This window comes from Streptomyces sp. NPDC104367, assembly GCF_055583825.1.
Window position 1 is genome coordinate 146,609 of the sequence record NZ_JBVJND010000012.1, and the last position, 15,479, is coordinate 162,087.

At 71.7% G+C, this 15,479-nt stretch carries 14 protein-coding genes and 1 tRNA gene; 10 read left to right on the plus strand and 5 right to left on the minus strand.

Going from position 1 to position 15,479, the window contains the following annotated elements:
• Positions 1-5 precede the first annotated feature (5 nt).
• Entirely contained in the window at positions 6-989 is a 984-nt protein-coding gene (locus tag ACZ619_RS19865) for an SMI1/KNR4 family protein (protein WP_469600332.1), read from the minus strand.
• 297 nt (positions 990-1,286) lie between these two features.
• On the opposite strand from ACZ619_RS19865, the gene ACZ619_RS19870 reads away from it, so the two are divergent.
• On the plus strand, positions 1,287-1,826 hold the full coding sequence (locus ACZ619_RS19870) for a YwqJ-related putative deaminase (RefSeq protein ID WP_469600334.1): 540 nt from the start codon (positions 1,287-1,289) through the stop codon (positions 1,824-1,826).
• 195 nt (positions 1,827-2,021) lie between these two features.
• Entirely contained in the window at positions 2,022-2,519 is a 498-nt protein-coding gene (locus tag ACZ619_RS19875; protein ID WP_469600336.1) for an SUKH-3 domain-containing protein, read from the plus strand.
• Between the two features lie 237 nt (positions 2,520-2,756).
• On the opposite strand, the gene ACZ619_RS19880 is transcribed toward ACZ619_RS19875, so the two are convergent.
• The gene (locus tag ACZ619_RS19880; protein WP_469600339.1) at positions 2,757-4,259 is read right to left on the minus strand and encodes a histidine kinase; all 1,503 of its coding nucleotides are present in this window, start codon (positions 4,257-4,259) and stop codon (positions 2,757-2,759) included.
• Between the two features lie 318 nt (positions 4,260-4,577).
• Between ACZ619_RS19880 and ACZ619_RS19885 the strand changes: the two genes are divergently transcribed.
• The 6 genes from ACZ619_RS19885 to ACZ619_RS19910 all read left to right on the plus strand — a co-directional run bounded on the left by ACZ619_RS19885 (position 4,578) and on the right by ACZ619_RS19910 (position 9,455).
• Positions 4,578-4,649: transfer RNA gene (locus ACZ619_RS19885), tRNA-Gln, on the plus strand.
• Between the two features lie 116 nt (positions 4,650-4,765).
• Positions 4,766-6,214, plus strand: coding sequence for a bifunctional UDP-N-acetylglucosamine diphosphorylase/glucosamine-1-phosphate N-acetyltransferase GlmU (glmU, locus tag ACZ619_RS19890; RefSeq protein ID WP_469600342.1), 1,449 nt, complete (start codon positions 4,766-4,768; stop codon positions 6,212-6,214).
• A gap of 141 nt (positions 6,215-6,355) precedes the next feature.
• Positions 6,356-7,336: a ribose-phosphate diphosphokinase gene (locus ACZ619_RS19895; RefSeq protein ID WP_469600345.1), complete on the plus strand. Its 981-nt coding sequence runs from the start codon at positions 6,356-6,358 to the stop codon at positions 7,334-7,336.
• Between the two features lie 199 nt (positions 7,337-7,535).
• Positions 7,536-8,126: a 50S ribosomal protein L25/general stress protein Ctc gene (locus ACZ619_RS19900; RefSeq protein ID WP_469600348.1), complete on the plus strand. Its 591-nt coding sequence runs from the start codon at positions 7,536-7,538 to the stop codon at positions 8,124-8,126.
• A 159-nt stretch (positions 8,127-8,285) separates the two neighbouring features.
• Positions 8,286-8,903: an aminoacyl-tRNA hydrolase gene (pth, locus tag ACZ619_RS19905; RefSeq protein ID WP_469600350.1), complete on the plus strand. Its 618-nt coding sequence runs from the start codon at positions 8,286-8,288 to the stop codon at positions 8,901-8,903.
• A gap of 42 nt (positions 8,904-8,945) precedes the next feature.
• Positions 8,946-9,455, plus strand: a complete 510-nt coding sequence (locus ACZ619_RS19910; protein ID WP_469600352.1) for a hypothetical protein — start codon at positions 8,946-8,948, stop codon at positions 9,453-9,455.
• Between the two features lie 60 nt (positions 9,456-9,515).
• Here ACZ619_RS19910 and ppc read toward each other — a convergent pair whose 3' ends face one another.
• Entirely contained in the window at positions 9,516-12,257 is a 2,742-nt protein-coding gene (gene ppc, locus ACZ619_RS19915; protein ID WP_469600354.1) for a phosphoenolpyruvate carboxylase, read from the minus strand.
• Between the two features lie 308 nt (positions 12,258-12,565).
• Here ppc and ACZ619_RS19920 point away from each other — a divergent pair, with 308 nt between their 5' ends.
• Positions 12,566-13,576, plus strand: a complete 1,011-nt coding sequence (locus tag ACZ619_RS19920) for an acyl-CoA desaturase (RefSeq protein WP_469600356.1) — start codon at positions 12,566-12,568, stop codon at positions 13,574-13,576.
• Complete coding sequence (locus tag ACZ619_RS19925; protein WP_469600359.1) at positions 13,573-14,247, plus strand: TetR/AcrR family transcriptional regulator; 675 nt, start codon at positions 13,573-13,575, stop codon at positions 14,245-14,247. The genes ACZ619_RS19920 and ACZ619_RS19925 overlap by 4 nt, the downstream gene beginning before the upstream one ends.
• Here the strand turns inward: ACZ619_RS19925 and ACZ619_RS19930 are convergent.
• Together ACZ619_RS19930 and ACZ619_RS19935 are read right to left on the minus strand one after the other, a co-directional pair.
• Positions 14,244-14,609: a VOC family protein gene (locus ACZ619_RS19930; RefSeq protein ID WP_469600363.1), complete on the minus strand. Its 366-nt coding sequence runs from the start codon at positions 14,607-14,609 to the stop codon at positions 14,244-14,246. The two genes, ACZ619_RS19925 and ACZ619_RS19930, sit on opposite strands and share 4 nt — an antisense overlap.
• On the minus strand, positions 14,609-15,436 hold the full coding sequence (locus ACZ619_RS19935) for a trans-aconitate 2-methyltransferase (RefSeq protein ID WP_469600366.1): 828 nt from the start codon (positions 15,434-15,436) through the stop codon (positions 14,609-14,611). Before ACZ619_RS19935 ends, ACZ619_RS19930 begins: the two co-directional genes overlap by 1 nt.
• Positions 15,437-15,479: the final 43 nt, after the last annotated feature.

A 15,479-nucleotide genomic window follows, 5' to 3' on the forward strand; every position in this document is an offset into this window, starting at 1 on the left:
TGAGCTCACTCCCCCGAGCCAACAGAGGCGGCGCGGGCGAAGCCGCCGTCCACCATGAGGTTCGCCACCGTCTCCAGCTCGGGCGGGGAGCCCGCCAGCCGCGACAGGAACACGTCAAAGTCATCACCGCACGGCAGCAACAGCCGTTCGACGCGCTCGGCCGGGGGCAGGGAGGGGTCGACGTCGCGTACGTCGTCGTACGCGCAGAACCACACCGAGCCCAGCCGGTCGCCCCTCACCTTCACCGCGAGCAGACCGCCCTGCACGAACGTCACGCCCAGGTAGTCCTTGGTGAGATGGTCGCGCAGGCACTTGTTGACGTACACGAGGTCGTTGACCGCGGCCTCGTCGCGGACCGTGAAGAACGGCTGGTCGAGCAGGAGTCCGAGCTCCGCGTCCAGGGCCGTGCCGACCGGGGCGCAGCCGCCCGCCGCCTTCAGGAAGGAGCGGTAGGCGCCCGGCAGCCGGTACCCCAGGTCCTCCTCGACGCCCTGCACCTGCTGCTCCGAGACCGCCACGCCCGACTTCGGCAGCCCGAAGTGCGCGGGCCGGGTCTCCTGGAGCGGGCGGGTGCCGCGCTTGGCCTGGTCGACCCGCGCCGTCGCCACACCGCCGTGGTGCCGCAGCAGCGCCTTCACCTCGACCGGGACCAGCTCCAGCCGCCGCGAACCGACCACGTGGTGCCATGCCCAGCCGTGCGGGGTCGCCACCGCGGGCACCGTGTCCCACAGTTCGTGGCCGGAGGCGGACAGCACCGCGTTCGCGGAGACGAAGTCCGTCAGCCGCAGTTCGTCGACGCCGAAACCCTCCGGCGGGTCGGCGATCTCCGCCGCCGCGCGCGCGTAGGGCGAGAAGTCGGGGTAGCCGTGCTCGTCCATGCGTACCCCTCTCGGGTGACGTGCCGCCCGGACCGGATCCGGGAAATGCACGACCTGCCCGGCGTAGGCCACGTTCGGCGGCGCGGCCTGCCCGAGCCGACCTGTCGTCATGACGGTTGCCCCCTGCGGCACTCTGTACGAACCGAAACCGCGCCCCAATGCGCGCCACGGCCCGTATCCGGCTGTCTCTCCCACGTCCCAGACGCGTCGACCGCTCCCATCGCGGTGCCGACAGCCTATGCGGTAGAGGGACCCCGGTCACCGGCCCTCCGCTTCGGTGACCAGCCGTCACCCCGCCGTGACAGCCTGCCCAAACCCGGGCGTGTCGCACGGCCCCAGCTTCCGCACCCGCCACGGGATTTGGCAGTCTGTGACTTTCGGGGGGATGCCCGGGAGGGGAAGACGATCATGAACGCCACGCAGACGGGACCGCACACGGCCGTGCCCGGCGCCGCCCGGAGCGGCGCGGGCGGCGACCCCCGCGTCGGCTGGAGCAGCACCGAAGCACCCCCCGCGCCCACGCTCCAGCACCGCCGTGACGGCATCCTGCCGACGGTCGCCGCGGCCCTCTCCGTCCGCGGCGCGACCCTCACCGGCACCGCCGCCCGGGGCGACCAGCCGCCCGCGCTGCACGCGTTGGTCCAGGAGTTCCTCGACACACTGCCCAGCGGACAGCGCGACCGTTCCACCGGCCGCTGCGCCGAGGCGATCCTCATCTCACGGCACATCAGCGCCGCCGACGCGGCCCGCAGCAAACGCGCGCTGCGCAAACCCATGACCAACGGCGAAGCCCGCAGAGCCCTCAAGCAGGCCAAGCTCACCGCCCGCCGCATACGCGAGGACGGCGACCCCCTGCACGGCAGCTTCGCCGCCCCCTGCCGGGCCTGCACCGCTCTGACCGCCCACTTCGGCGTCCGCGTCGTCGACCCCACGGGCGACGACGACTGAGTCGTCGCCCGCCACGGGACGTACAGAGGACGACGCCGAAGGCGCCGCAGGCACAGAGCGCACCACACCCGCACCCGCACCCGCACCCGCACCCGCACCCGCACCCGCACCCGCAACAGCAACAGCAACAGCAACAGCAACAGCAACAGCAACAGCAACAGCAACAGCAACAGCAACAGCACGATCGAAGGGCAGATGCACCCCGACCGCACCTCCACCACCCGCTTCGCCGTACCCGTCGACGCCGCCCTGCGCGCCGCCGGCTGGCAGCCCGGGCGATGGGACATAAAGCAGGCCGAGATCTGGGCCGACACCCTGCGCGACCACGTCTCGCCCGCGGGACACCAGCACGCCGTCTTCCCCGCCGCCGTGGAGGCCTGGGCCGAGTTCGGCGGCCTGCGCGTCAGCCCCACCGGGAACGGCCGTCAGGTCGCCCCGGCCGCGCTCCATCTCGACCCCCTGCACGGTCTCCACCTCGCCCGCACCCTCGGCGACCTGGGCCGGGCCCTCGACACCGAGATCTGCCCGCTCGGCGAGGAGACCGACACCCGCTCCCTGCTCGCCATCGACTCCGAGGGCCGCGTCTACACGCTCGACCACACCGGTGACTGGTACGTCGGCCCGGACATCGACCGCGCCCTCGCCACGCTGATCGCGGGCGTCGAACCCCGGCGGCTCACCACCCACGCGTGACAGCGGGCGCGGCAGCCGGCACGAGCAGGCCCACACGCACACGCGGCGCGGTACGCGGCGGCACCACCCGGCACCACCCGGCCCCGCTCCCGCAGCAGCCAGCCTCCAGGCCGACGCGGCTCCCGCGCAACCGGCGCCTGAAGTCCTGCCCCGCTCCCGCAACAACCGGCCTCCAGACCGTCGCCGCGCCCGCCGCAACCGGCCTCCAGGCCGTCGCCGGTCCCGCGTGACCGGCTCTCAGGCCGCCGGGACCGCCGCCGGGATCACCGCCGACACCCGGAAGCCCCCGGCGTCCGTCGGTCCCGACACGAACACCCCGCCCAGGCCCAGCACCCGCTCCCGCATCCCGACCAGGCCGTTGCCGCCCGACGGCAGACCGGCCGAGGCCGCCCCGGGCTCCGGCGGCGGCTCGTTCTCCACCTGCATCGCGATCTCGGCCACCCGGTGCGCGAGCCGCACATGGGTCTTCGCGCCGGCCGCGTGCTTGTGGACGTTGGTCAGGGCCTCCTGCACCACCCGGTACGCCGTCTGCTCGATCCGCGCGGCGTAGGACCGGATGTCCCCCTCGACCGACAGGTCCACCACCATGCCCGCCGCGGCCGACTGGCCGATCAGCTCCTCCAGCTCCGACAGGTGCGGCCCCTCCTCCTCCGCCGCCCGCGAAGCCGCCGCCGCGGCCGCCGCCCCCACCGCGGCCAACGGCACCGCCGCGGCCGCGGAGGACACCGGCCCGGACGGCACGAAGGACGAGGCGGACCCCGAGGGCACGGAAGGCCCTGCCGCCCCCGGCACCCCGACGGCCCCCGACACCCCGGAAGCCCCGGCCGGCCCGGAAGAACCCGCAGAACCCGCAGAATCAACAGAACCGAAGGAACCGGCGGGACCGGACAACCCCGGCGACGCCGTACGGCGCTGCGTGGTGTCGCCCGAGCGCAGCACCCCCAGCATCTCCCGCAGCTCGGTCAGCGCCTGGCGCCCCATGTCCCCCACCAGCGCCGCGTTCCGCACGGCCTTCTCCGGGTCCTTGCGGGCCACCGCCTGGATGGCCGCCGCGTGCACCACCATCAGGCTCACCCGGTGGGCGACCACGTCGTGCATGTCGCGCGCGATGCGCGTCCGCTCCTCGCCCCGGGCCCACTCCGCGCGTTCCTCCGCCCGTTCGGCGAGTAGTTGCAGCTCCCGCTCCAGGCTGTCCGCCCGTTCCCGCAGGCTCTCCATCAGCCGCCGGCGCGCGCCCACGTAGAGGCCGAGCAGCAACGGCGGTGCGGTCAGGCCCAGCGAGGTGGTGACCGCGGCGAACGGGACGAACCAGTCCCCCAGCGTCAGGTCGCCCCGCGCCATGTCCTGTCTGACCCGTACGAACGTCACGATCATCGTGCCCACCAGGGACATCCCCGCCAGCGCCACGATGATCCGGCGCGGCAGCTCAGCGGCGGCGAGGGTGTAGAGGCCGACGATGCCCATCAGGAAGCCCATCTGGGCGGGTGTGATCGCGATCGAGACGAGGACGACGGCCATCGGCCACTTGCGGCGGAGCAGCAGCACGGAACCGGCCAGCAGGCCGAACACGATCCCCGCCGAAGTGGGGATCCCCGCGTCCCGCGCGAACGGGACGCCCTCCGCCCCGCACTCCAGCGCCGAGACCAGCGCGAGGCCCACGTCCAGTACGGCGCCGCGCCACCTCGACCACCACCACGGCCCGGTCAAGGCCGTCGCGTGGTCTGCCCCCGTCGTGGTCATGGCTCCCAGCCTACGGGCGCGAGGCTGGGCTTTTCCGGTGAGTTTCGTCTACTGCCCTACACCACACTCCGTAACCGAACAGCACCGAAACCCACTGGTATCCCTCGAACTTCCGAACCACTCCCGTTCAAACCCGGAACATCACATTCCGCCCGGGCCCGGGGGTACGCCGGAACACCTGAGGAGGGCACCGGGATTGCCCCGGAAGCGGTGTCCCGCGGAGCGCGATTCTGTTCCGTCGCGTCGAGGGCACTCGGTACGGCATAGTAGGGAGCGCCACTCGACGGACTGGCCACATGTCCGGCCAGGTCGAGATTTTCCCCCGTGGTGTAATTGGCAGCACCGTGGCTTTTGGTGCCATTTGTCCGGGTTCGAGTCCTGGCGGGGGAGCCGTACCGTTCAGGCCCTGACAGCTCCGTCAGGGCCCACTCTCATGTCCCCCACGAAACGCCCCGGTATCCTGCGGATGTCACCCCCACTCATCCAAAAAGCCGAAGGGCAACTCCGTGAGCGCCATTCGCCCGGCAGCCGTCGTCGTTCTCGCAGCGGGTGAGGGCACCCGTATGAAGTCGGCCACACCCAAGGTCCTGCATGAGATCTGTGGCCGTTCCCTGGTGGGTCATGTGCTCGCCGCCTCCCGTGAGTTGGACCCCGAGAACCTGGTCGTCGTCGTCGGGCACGCGCGCGAGCAGGTCGCGGCGCACCTCGGCGGGGTCGACAGCACCGTCCGCACCGCCGTGCAGGAGCAGCAGAACGGCACCGGGCACGCCGTACGGATGGCGCTGGAGGAGCTGGGCGGGAGCGTCGACGGGACCGTGGTCGTGGTCTGCGGGGACACCCCGCTGCTGACCGGCCGGACCCTGCAGCGGCTCGCCGGGACCCATCACGCCGACGGCAACGCGGTGACCGTGCTGACGGCGGAGGTGCCGGACGCGACCGGGTACGGCCGCATCGTGCGCGACGAGGCGTCCGGGACCGTGACGGCGATCGTCGAGCACAAGGACGCCTCCGAGGCCCAGCGGGCGATCCGGGAGATCAACTCCGGGGTGTTCGCCTTCGACGGGCAGTTGCTCGCCGACGCGCTCGGCAAGGTGCGCACGGACAACAGCCAGGGCGAGGAGTACCTGACGGACGTGCTGGGCATCCTGCGCGAGGCCGGGCACCGGGTCGGCGCCTCGGTGGCGGAGGACCACCGGGAGATCGCGGGCATCAACAACCGGGTGCAGCTGGCCGAGGCGCGGCGGACCCTGAACGACCGGCTGCTGGAGCGGGCGATGCTCGCCGGTGTGACGGTGGTGGACCCGGCGACGACCTGGATCGACGTGGCGGTGACCTTCGGGCAGGACGTCGTCGTGCACCCCGGGACGCAGCTGCACGGTTCGACGCACCTGGGCGAGGGCGCCGAGGTCGGGCCGAACAGCCGGCTCAGGGACACCCGGGTCGACGAGGGCGCGCGGGTGGACACCACGGTGGCCGACTCCGCGCACGTCGGGGCCGGCGCGACCGTGGGACCGTACGCCTATCTGCGGCCGGGGACCCGGCTCGGGGCCAAGGGCAAGATCGGCACCTACGTGGAGACGAAGAACGCCTCCATCGGCGAGGGCACGAAGGTTCCGCACCTCTCCTACGTGGGTGACGCGACGATCGGCGCGTTCACGAACATCGGCGCGGCGAGTGTGTTCGTGAACTACGACGGGGAGAACAAGCACCACACGACCGTCGGCTCGCACTGCAAGACGGGTTCGGACAACATGTTTGTGGCTCCTGTCACCATCGGGGACGGCGCGTACACCGCCGCCGGGTCCGTGATCACGAAGGATGTGCCGCCCGGTTCGCTGGCCGTGGCCCGCGGTCAGCAGCGGAATATCGAGGGTTGGGTGGCCCGCAAGCGCCCCGGGAGCGCGGCCGCGAAGGCCGCCGAGACGGCCTCCGGGCAGGGCACGAGCGAAGACTGACCGGAAACAGGTGCGCCAAAGACGTCGTACCGTGATAAGTGCACACCCGCACCTAACCAGCTGATTCGGCCTCCCGCGCCCAGCGCAGAGGTCGCTCGACATCCAGCTGTACGGCTGAGACACCTCTGAGGAGACAGTGCTGTGACCGGGATCAAGTCGACCCGTGAGAAGAAACTGATGTTCTTCTCCGGCCGCGCCCACCCCGAGCTTGCCGAGGAGGTCGCCCAGCAGTTGGGTGTCGGGGTCGTCCCGACGAAGGCCTTCGACTTCGCGAACGGCGAGATCTACGTCCGGTATCAGGAGTCCGCGCGCGGCGCGGACTGCTTCGTGATCCAGAGCCACACGGCCCCGATCAACCAGTGGATCATGGAGCAGCTGATCATGATCGACGCGCTGAAGCGCGCGTCGGCCCGCTCCATCACGGTGATCGTGCCGTTCTACGGCTACGCCCGCCAGGACAAGAAGCACCGGGGCCGCGAGCCGATCTCGGCGCGCCTGGTCGCCGATCTGATGAAGACGGCCGGCGCGGACCGGATCCTGACCGTGGACCTGCACACGGACCAGATCCAGGGCTTCTTCGACGGTCCGGTGGACCACCTGTTCGCGCTGCCGCTGCTCGCGGACTACGTGGGCGGGAAGATGGACCGGAACAAGCTGACGGTCGTGTCCCCGGACGCCGGCCGGGTCCGGGTCGCCGACCGCTGGTGCGACCGGCTCGGCGCGCCGCTGGCCATCGTGCACAAGCGGCGCGACAAGGACGTGGCGAACCAGGTGACCGTCCACGAGGTCGTGGGTGAGGTCAAGGGCCGGGTGTGCGTCCTGGTCGACGACATGATCGACACCGGCGGCACCATCTGCGCCGCGGCGGACGCGCTGTTCGCGCACGGCGCGGAGGACGTCATCGTGACCGCGACGCACGGTGTGCTGTCGGGTCCGGCGGCGGACCGGCTGAAGAACTCCCGGGTGAGCGAGTTCGTGTTCACGAACACGCTGCCGACGCCGGGCGAGCTGAGCCGCGACCTGGACAAGATCACGGTGCTGTCGATCGCCCCGACGATCGCCAGCGCGGTGCGCGAGGTGTTCGTGGACGGCTCGGTGACCAGCCTGTTCGACGAGCAGTGAGCCGTAAGAACGCTTCTGCGTGATCGCCCGCGCCCGGAGGGCGCTGATGATCGACTTTCCTGTGGCCTCCCACGCCGAGTAGACTTCCCCAGTTGCTCGGCGAGGGAGGCCACGCCTCCGTTATCGACGCGCTCTTCGTAGCAGGCCGTTCGTGGCCGGGTGACCACGTCCGTCTCTATCTCTACGAGGAGTGATCTACATGTCCGAGGTGAAGCTCGCCGCCGAGACGCGCACCGAGTTCGGCAAGGGTGCCGCGCGTCGTATCCGCCGCGACTCCAAGGTCCCCGTCGTCCTGTACGGCCACGGTTCGGACCCGCTGCACCTGACCCTCCCGGGCCACGAGCTGCTGCTCGCGCTGCGCACGCCGAACGTCCTGATCTCCCTGGACATCGACGGCAAGGCCAACGAGCTGGCGATCCCGAAGGCCGTGCAGCGCGACCCGCTGAAGGGCTACCTGGAGCACGTCGACCTGCTGCTGGTCAAGCGCGGCGAGAAGGTCACGGTCGAGGTCCCGGTGCAGACCGAGGGCGAGCTGGCCCCCGGCGGCAACCTGCTGGAGCACGTCCTGAACGCGCTGCCCGTCGAGGCCGAGGCCACCCACATCCCCGAGGCCGTCACGGTCTCCGTCGAGGGCCTGGAGGCCGGCGCCTCCGTCCTCGCCAAGGACATCGTCCTGCCCTCCGGCGTGACCCTGGCCGTCGAGGAGGACGCGGTCGTCCTCCAGGTCCTGGCCGCGCAGGCCGAGGAGGCCACCGAGGGCGCCGAGGGCGAAGAGGCCGCCGAGGCCTGAGCCGGAGCGCCGGCCGCCGCACGGGCGACCGGAGCCGGCGGGACGGGCCCGGCGCCCGTCCCGCCATCCGTTCCGCCCCGCGGGACGGCCGCCCGCAGAGGCTAGGCTCGCAGCCGCCGTCCCCGTCCGGGGCGGCGGCTGCGGCATGTGTAAGGAGACATGGACGTGACCACCCCCGCAGGCGGCTCCTCCGCCAACGCCCCCTGGCTGATCGTCGGCCTCGGCAACCCCGGTCCCGAGTACGCGATGAACCGGCACAACGTCGGCTTCATGGTCGCGGACCTGATCGCCGGGCGGATCGGGGGGAAGTTCAAGCGGGCCGGCAAGGCACAGGCGCAGGTCGTGGAGGGACGGATCGGGGCGCCGGGACCGACGGGGCGGCGGGTGGTCCTGGCCAAGCCGATGTCGTACATGAACCTGTCCGGCGGGCCGGTGAACGCGCTGCGCGACTTCTACAAGGTGCCGCTCGCCAACGTCGTCGCGGTCCATGACGAACTGGACATCGACTACGGCGTCCTGCGCCTCAAGCTCGGCGGCGGAGACAACGGCCACAACGGGCTGAAGTCGATGACCAAGGCGATGGGCCCGGACTACCACCGGGTGCGGTTCGGGATCGGGCGCCCGCCGGGCCGTATGCAGGTCGCCGACTTCGTGCTGAAGGACTTCGCGGCCACGGAACGCAAGGAACTGGACTACTTCGTGGACCGGGCGGCGGACGCCGTGGAGGCGCTGGTGACCGAGGGGCTGGAGCGGGCGCAAAGCTCGTACAACTCCTGACTTGTCCCCCACGGCAGTTGACCGACCGTAGGAATATGGCCAATGATCCCGGCCATGCCTGCTGCCTCAGCCACCTCCTCGCGCACGGCCCCGGTCGCCGCCCTGCGCTTCGGCCGGATCGCCGCGATGGGCGCGGTCGCCGTGCTGATCCTGGTCGCCGGGGTGTGGGGGTCCTGGGGGACGGCCCAGGACGTGATGCTGACCAAGGGCAAGGAGCGGGGCACGGTCGAGGTGACCGCGTGCGGCGCGGACACCTGCACGGGACCCTTCACCCCCGGCTCCTCCGGAGCGTCCGCGCGCGGGAGCGTCGTCATCGGGAAGTCCGTCGCGGTGCGCAAGGGGCAGACCTACGACGTGATCGTGAAGCCCGGCACCGACGACGTGGTCCGTTCGGGGCCGGCCGGAATCCTGTACGCGTGGGTGCCGCTGGGCGGCGCGCTGCTGCTGGCGTCGGTGGTGGTCGCCGGGGGGCTGCGGCTGCGGCGGGTGGCGTGGATCCTGGGCGGTTCGGGGTTCGCGCTGCTCACGGTGGCCTTCCTCGCGCTCCAGTGAGCACACACGGCGGTGCCCCCGGGGCCGGATCCCCGGGGGCACCGCCGTGTCACGGGAGGGTCAGCCGGTGTTGCGCAGGCCGGCCGCGACGCCGTTGACGGTGAGCAGCAGGGCGCGGGCGAGCAGCGGGTCGGGCTCGGCGCCCGCCGCGGCCTCGTCGCGCTGCCGCTTGAGCAGCGTCACCTGGAGGTAGGAGATCGGGTCCAGGTAGGCGTCCCGGATGGCGACGGTCTGCTTGAGCACCGGGGTGGCGTCGAGCAGTTCGGTCTCGCCGGTGATCTTCAGGACCTCGGCGACGGTCAGCTCGTGCTCGGCCCGGATGGTGTCGAAGACGTGCTTGAGCTCGTCGGGGACGAGGGTGTCGACGTAGTGCTGGGCGATCCGCAGGTCCGTCTTGGCGAGGGTCATCTCGACGTTGGAGACGAAGTTGCGGAAGAAGTGCCACTGCTCGTGCATCTCGTCCAGGACGGTGTCCAGGCCGGCCTCGCGCAGCGCCTTCAGGCCGGAGCCGACGCCGAACCAGCCGGGGACGATCTGCCGGGACTGGGTCCAGCCGAACACCCAGGGGATGGCCCGCAGTCCGTCGAGCGAGACGCCGGAGCCGGGGCGGCGGGAGGGCCGGGAGCCCAGGTGCAGGTCGGCGAGCTGGTCCACCGGGGTCGACGCGAGGAAGTACGTCGGCAGGTGCGGGTCCTCGACCAGACGGCGGTAGGCCGCGTGGGCGGCGTCGCTGACCACGTCCATCGCCGCGTCCCAGCGGGCCAGCGCCTCCACCGACTGGCGCGGGGCCGTGTGCAGGGCGGAGGCCTGGAGGGTGGCCGCGACCGTCAGTTCCAGGTTCTCCCTAGCCAGGGACGGGATGAGGTACTTGTCGGAGATGACCTCGCCCTGCTCGGTGACCTTGATCTCGCCCTCCAGGGTGCCCCAGGGCTGGGCGAGGATCGCGTCGTGGGAGGGGCCGCCGCCGCGGCCGACGGTGCCGCCGCGGCCGTGGAAGAGGCGCAGCCGGACGCCGTAGCGGTGGGCGACGTCGCGCAGCCGGCGCTGGGCGCGGTGGATCTCCCACTGCGAGGTGGTGATGCCGCCGAACTTCGAGGAGTCGGAGTAGCCGAGCATGACCTCCTGGACGTCCCCGCGCAGCGCCACCAGACGGCGGTACGACGGGTCGGAGAGCATGTCCTCCAGGATGGTGTCGGCCGCCTTGAGCTCGTCGGTGGTCTCCAGGAGCGGCACGATGCCGATCTTCGCCCAGCCGCCGTGCAGGTCGATCAGGCCGGCCTCGCGGGCGAGGACGGCGGCGGCGAAGACGTCGTCGGCGCCCTGGCACATGGAGATGATGTACGACTCGACGACCTCGGGCCCGAAGACCGCCAGGGCCCGCTTCACGGTCTGGAAGACGCCGAGGGTCTTCTCGCCGGCCGCGTCGACGGGCGCCGGGGTGGGGGCCAGCGGCCGGCGCGACCGCAGCTCCTTGGCGAGGAGCCGGGAGCGGTACTCGCGGGGCATGTCGGTGTAGCGCCAGGACTCCTCGCCGAGGCGGTCGAAGAGCTGGCCGAGGGCGTGGTGGTGGGCGTCGGCGTGCTCGCGGACGTCCATGGTGGCGAGCTGGAGGCCGAACGCGGCGAGGGTGCGGATCGTCCGGGCCAGGCGGCCGTCGGCGAACAGGCCGCCGCGGTGGGCGCGCAGCGAGGTCTGGATCAGCCGCAGGTCGCCGAGGAGCTCGGCGGTGCCGAGGTAGTCGCGGCCGGACTCGTGCGGGGTGCCGGTGGCCAGGCGCCGCTTGGTGTTCTCCAGCTTCTGCCGGATGCAGGTGGCCTTGAGGCGGTACGGCTCCTCGGCGTTGAGCCGCTTGTAGCGGGGGCTGATCTCCGGGAGCAGGTCCAGGTCCGTCCGGAGCGATTCGAGGAGTTCCTCGGTCGCGCCGGCGTAGCGGATGGAGTTGGAGAGGAAGCCGCGGAGCTCGTCGATCATCTCCAGGGCGTCGTTGATGCCGTGCTCGTGCTGGAGGATCAGGACGTCCCAGGTCACCTGGGGGGTGACGTTGGGGTTGCCGTCGCGGTCGCCGCCGATCCAGGTGCCGAAGGTCAGCGGGCGGGTGTCGTCGGGGAGCTTGACGCCGACCCGCTCCAGTTCCGCCGTCAGGTCCTCCAGGACGTCGCCGACCGCGTCGGCGTGCAGCTCGTCCAGGTAGTAGATGGCGTTGCGGGCCTCGTCCGCCGGCTCCGGGCGTACGACGCGCAGCTCGTCGGTCTGCCAGACCAGGTCGATGTTCTCGGCGAGGCGGATGTCGGTGCGGCGGCGGTCGGACTCGATGACCGGCGCGTCCAGGAGCGCGGCGATGCGCCGGAGCTTGTTGAGGACCGAGCGGCGCGCGGCCTCGGTGGGGTGCGCCGTGAACACCGGGCGGACGTTGAGGTTCTGGACGGTCTGCCGCAGGTGCTCGGGGTCGGCGTCCTTGAGGCGGTCGGCGGTGCGGGCCAGCAGGCCGCCCTCGGCGGCGCGGCGGGCGCGCAGCTCGCGGCCGCGGTGCACCTGCTCGGTGACGTTGGCGAGGTGGAAGTAGGTGGAGAAGGCGCGGACCAGCTTGGCGGCGGTCTCCAGTTCCGTACCGCGCAGCAGCTCGGCGGCGGCCTCGCCGTCCTCGCGGGTGAGGCGGCGGACCTTCTCCACGAGGTCCAGCAGCTCGGGGCCCTCCTGCCGGACGAGGGTCTCGCCGAGGAGGTCGCCCAGCCGCCGGATGTCGGCGCGCAGCTCGCTGCCGGTCGTCGTGGCGGTGGTAGTCAGGTCGTCGGCACTGCTCACAGGTGCGGCTCCTTGCAGTGTTGAAGCTCGTCTGGAGGGGACCCGTCCGTCGGCCGGGCGGCAGGCGGGGCCTGTCCGCATAGCGGCCGGACATCCGGGAAGAAAACAGAGCGGACCGCGCTGTCCGACCGATTCCAAGGATAGGTGTCCATGAGGACGCGCAGGTTCTGGGGCTCTTGCTGCGAGACGCCTCACTGCCATACTTACGTTGCCGTAGGTTACGGAACCGTAGGGAAGTACGTCTATCGTCCTCTCCGGTCGCCGCGGATCGGCACCTGTCTCAACCCTCGACCCCACAGGGGACGCGCATGACCTCGTCTAGTTCCGATGTGATCGAAGACGCCCGGAATCCGGCCGACACCCCGCTCTCGTCCGCCACCCTGGGCGGCGAGCGGAAGGGCTCGATCGAGCAGATCACCCTGCTGCTGTTCATCGTCGTGCCGTTCCTCGCGCTGCTGGCGACGGTGCCGCTGGCGTGGGGCTGGGGCGTGAGCTGGCTCGACCTGGGCCTGCTGGTGTTCTTCTACTACCTGGGTTGTCACGGTGTGACGATCGGCTACCACCGCTATTTCACGCACGGCTCGTTCAAGGCGAAGCGGCCGCTCAGGATCGCGCTGGCGGTCGCGGGCTCGATGGCGGTGGAGGGCCCGCTGGTGCGGTGGGTCGCCGACCACCGCAAGCACCACAAGTTCTCCGACGCCGAGGGCGACCCGCATTCGCCGTGGCGGTACGGGGAGACCGTGCCGGCGCTGCTCAAGGGCCTGTGGTGGGCACACATCGCCTGGATGTTCGACGAGGAGCAGACCCCGCAGGAGAAGTACGCGCCGGACCTGGTCAAGGACCCGGCGATCCGGACGATCTCCCGCCAGTTCGTCTACTGGACGATGCTGTCGCTGGCGCTGCCGCCGCTGGTCGGCGGTCTGGTGACGATGTCCTGGTGGGGCGCGTTCACCGCGTTCTTCTGGGGTTCACTCGTGCGGGTGGCGCTGCTGCACCATGTGACGTGGTCGATCAACTCGATCTGCCACGCGGTGGGCAAGCGGCCGTTCAGGTCGCGCGACCGTTCGGGGAACGTGTGGTGGCTGGCCGTGCTGTCGTGCGGCGAGTCCTGGCACAACCTGCACCATGCCGACCCGACCTCCGCGCGGCACGGTGTGGAGCGGGGCCAGCTGGACTCCTCCGCGCGGATCATCCGCTGGTGCGAGCGGCTGGGATGGGCCTACGACGTGCGCTGGCCGTCACGCTCACGTATCGATTCACGCCGGAACACCGGGGAAGAGGACTCCCGGCGGGGGACGGACGCCGTCAAGGCGGCATGATTGACAGCGTGGCCACCGACTCCAGCACCCCCAGTCCCGACAAGCAGCGGCGGGTTCGACGCACCCGTATGACCGGGGCGGAGCGCCGCCAGCAGCTGCTGGAGATCGGTCGCACCCTCTTCGCCGCGAAGGGCTTCGAGGGCACGTCGGTGGAGGAGATCGCGGCGAAGGCCGGGGTCTCCAAGCCGGTGGTGTACGAGCACTTCGGCGGCAAGGAGGGGCTGTACGCGGTGGTGGTCGACCGTGAGATGCGGCGGCTGCTGGACATGGTGACCGGCTCCCTCACGGCCGGCCATCCGCGGGAGCTCCTTGAGCAGGCCGCGTTCGCGCTCCTCGACTACATCGAGGAGTACACGGACGGCTTCCGGATCCTGGTCCGGGACTCCCCCATCCCGCAGTCGACGGGCTCCTTCGCGTCCCTCATCTCGGACATCGCCACCCAGGTGGAGGACATCCTGGGCCGCGAGTTCAAGTCCCGCGGCTTCGACCCCAAGCTGGCCCCGCTGTACGCGCAGGCGCTGGTGGGGATGGTCGCGCTGACCGGCCAGTGGTGGCTGGACGTGCGCCGCCCGAAGAAGTCGGAGGTCGCCGCCCACCTGGTCAACCTGTCCTGGCACGGCCTGGACGGTCTGGAGCAGAAGCCCCGCCTGATAGGACACCGCAAGGCCTAGCCGGCGGCCGTGGGCTCCAGGAACTCCAGGCGGTTGCCGACGGGGTCGTGGGAGTGGAAACGGCGGCGGCCGGGGAGGCCGTCGTTCCAGACGGCGGCGCCGCCGGCCTCCAGCCGTCCGGCGCAGGCGTCGAGGTCCGCGACCCGCAGTCCGGGACGGGCCTTCAGCGCCGGCCGGAAGGCGGCCTCGACGCCGAGGTGCAGCTGCACCGCCCCGGCCCGGAACCAGCAGCCGCCGCGGGCCGCGAGCGCGGGCGGCCTGGGGATCTCGGTCATCCCCAGCAGGCCGGCGTAGTAGGCGCGCAGCAGGTCCTCGCAGCCCGGTGGCACGGCGAGCTGGACGTGGTCGACGGCGACGAGCATCAGACCTCCCGCAGGTGGACGACGGCGAAGACGCGGCGGAACGGGAACGGGGTCCCGTGCGGTCCGGCCGGGTAGGCCTCGCGCAGGGCCGCGCGGTACTCGGCGACGAACGCGTCCCGGGCCGCGGGGTCGTCGGCGAGGGCGGTGAGGACGGGCCGCAGTCCGGTGCCCCTGACCCAGTCGAGGACGGGGTCCTGGCCGGTGAGCAGGTGGATGTAGGTGGTCTCCCAGACGTCGGCGGTGCGGCCGGGGCCGGCCAGCCGCTCCAGGTAGGCCTCGGGCGCGAGCACGGCCTCGTCGTGGCGGAGGACCCCCGCGAGGCGGTCCCGCCAGCGCGCGGAGTCCGCGAGGGCGCGCATCAGCCGGTGGCTGGGGGCGGTGAAGTTGCCGGGGACCTGGAAGGCGAGGGTGCCGCCGGGGGCGAGGGCGGCGGTCCAGTCGGCGAGGCGCTCGGCGTGCCCGGGGACCCACTGGAGCGTGGCATTGCTGATGATCAGGTCGTACGGCCCCTCGGGCGCCCAGGCGCCGACGTCGGCGTAGGAGAAGTCGAGGCGGCCGCCGCCCGCCGTGGGCCCCTCGTGCTCCGCCGTCGCCTTGTCGAGCATCTCGGGCGAGTTGTCGTAGCCGACGATGTGCGCGGTGGGCCAGCGCTCGGCGAGCAGGGCGGTCATGTTGCCGGGGCCGCAGCCGAGGTCGGCGATGCGGGGACGGCCCGCAGCGAACGGGGCGGGCAGGTCGGGGACGCGGGCGAGGAGGTCGGCGAAGGGGCGGGCGCGGTGGCCGGCGTGGCGGAGGTACTGGGCGGGGTCCCAGGTGGGAGAGGTCATACGGACCACGTTCCCGCCTCACATCTCTTGATGTCAAGAGACT

Bases quoted from the DNA above. Each gene is read 5' to 3' on its own strand.
- ACZ619_RS19870 (WP_469600334.1), top strand. From the start codon at position 1,287: ATGAACGCCACGCAGACGGGACCGCACACGGCCGTGCCCGGCGCCGCC.
- pth (WP_469600350.1), top strand. From the start codon at position 8,286: ATGGACGTGACCACCCCCGCAGGCGGCTCCTCCGCCAACGCCCCCTGG.
- ACZ619_RS19875 (WP_469600336.1), top strand. From the start codon at position 2,022: ATGCACCCCGACCGCACCTCCACCACCCGCTTCGCCGTACCCGTCGAC.
- ACZ619_RS19880 (WP_469600339.1), bottom strand. From the start codon at position 4,259: ATGACCACGACGGGGGCAGACCACGCGACGGCCTTGACCGGGCCGTGG.
- ACZ619_RS19925 (WP_469600359.1), top strand. From the start codon at position 13,573: ATGATTGACAGCGTGGCCACCGACTCCAGCACCCCCAGTCCCGACAAG.
- ACZ619_RS19910 (WP_469600352.1), top strand. From the start codon at position 8,946: ATGATCCCGGCCATGCCTGCTGCCTCAGCCACCTCCTCGCGCACGGCC.
- ACZ619_RS19865 (WP_469600332.1), bottom strand. From the start codon at position 989: ATGACGACAGGTCGGCTCGGGCAGGCCGCGCCGCCGAACGTGGCCTAC.
- ACZ619_RS19930 (WP_469600363.1), bottom strand. From the start codon at position 14,609: ATGCTCGTCGCCGTCGACCACGTCCAGCTCGCCGTGCCACCGGGCTGC.
- ACZ619_RS19920 (WP_469600356.1), top strand. From the start codon at position 12,566: ATGACCTCGTCTAGTTCCGATGTGATCGAAGACGCCCGGAATCCGGCC.
- ACZ619_RS19935 (WP_469600366.1), bottom strand. From the start codon at position 15,436: ATGACCTCTCCCACCTGGGACCCCGCCCAGTACCTCCGCCACGCCGGC.
- ACZ619_RS19900 (WP_469600348.1), top strand. From the start codon at position 7,536: ATGTCCGAGGTGAAGCTCGCCGCCGAGACGCGCACCGAGTTCGGCAAG.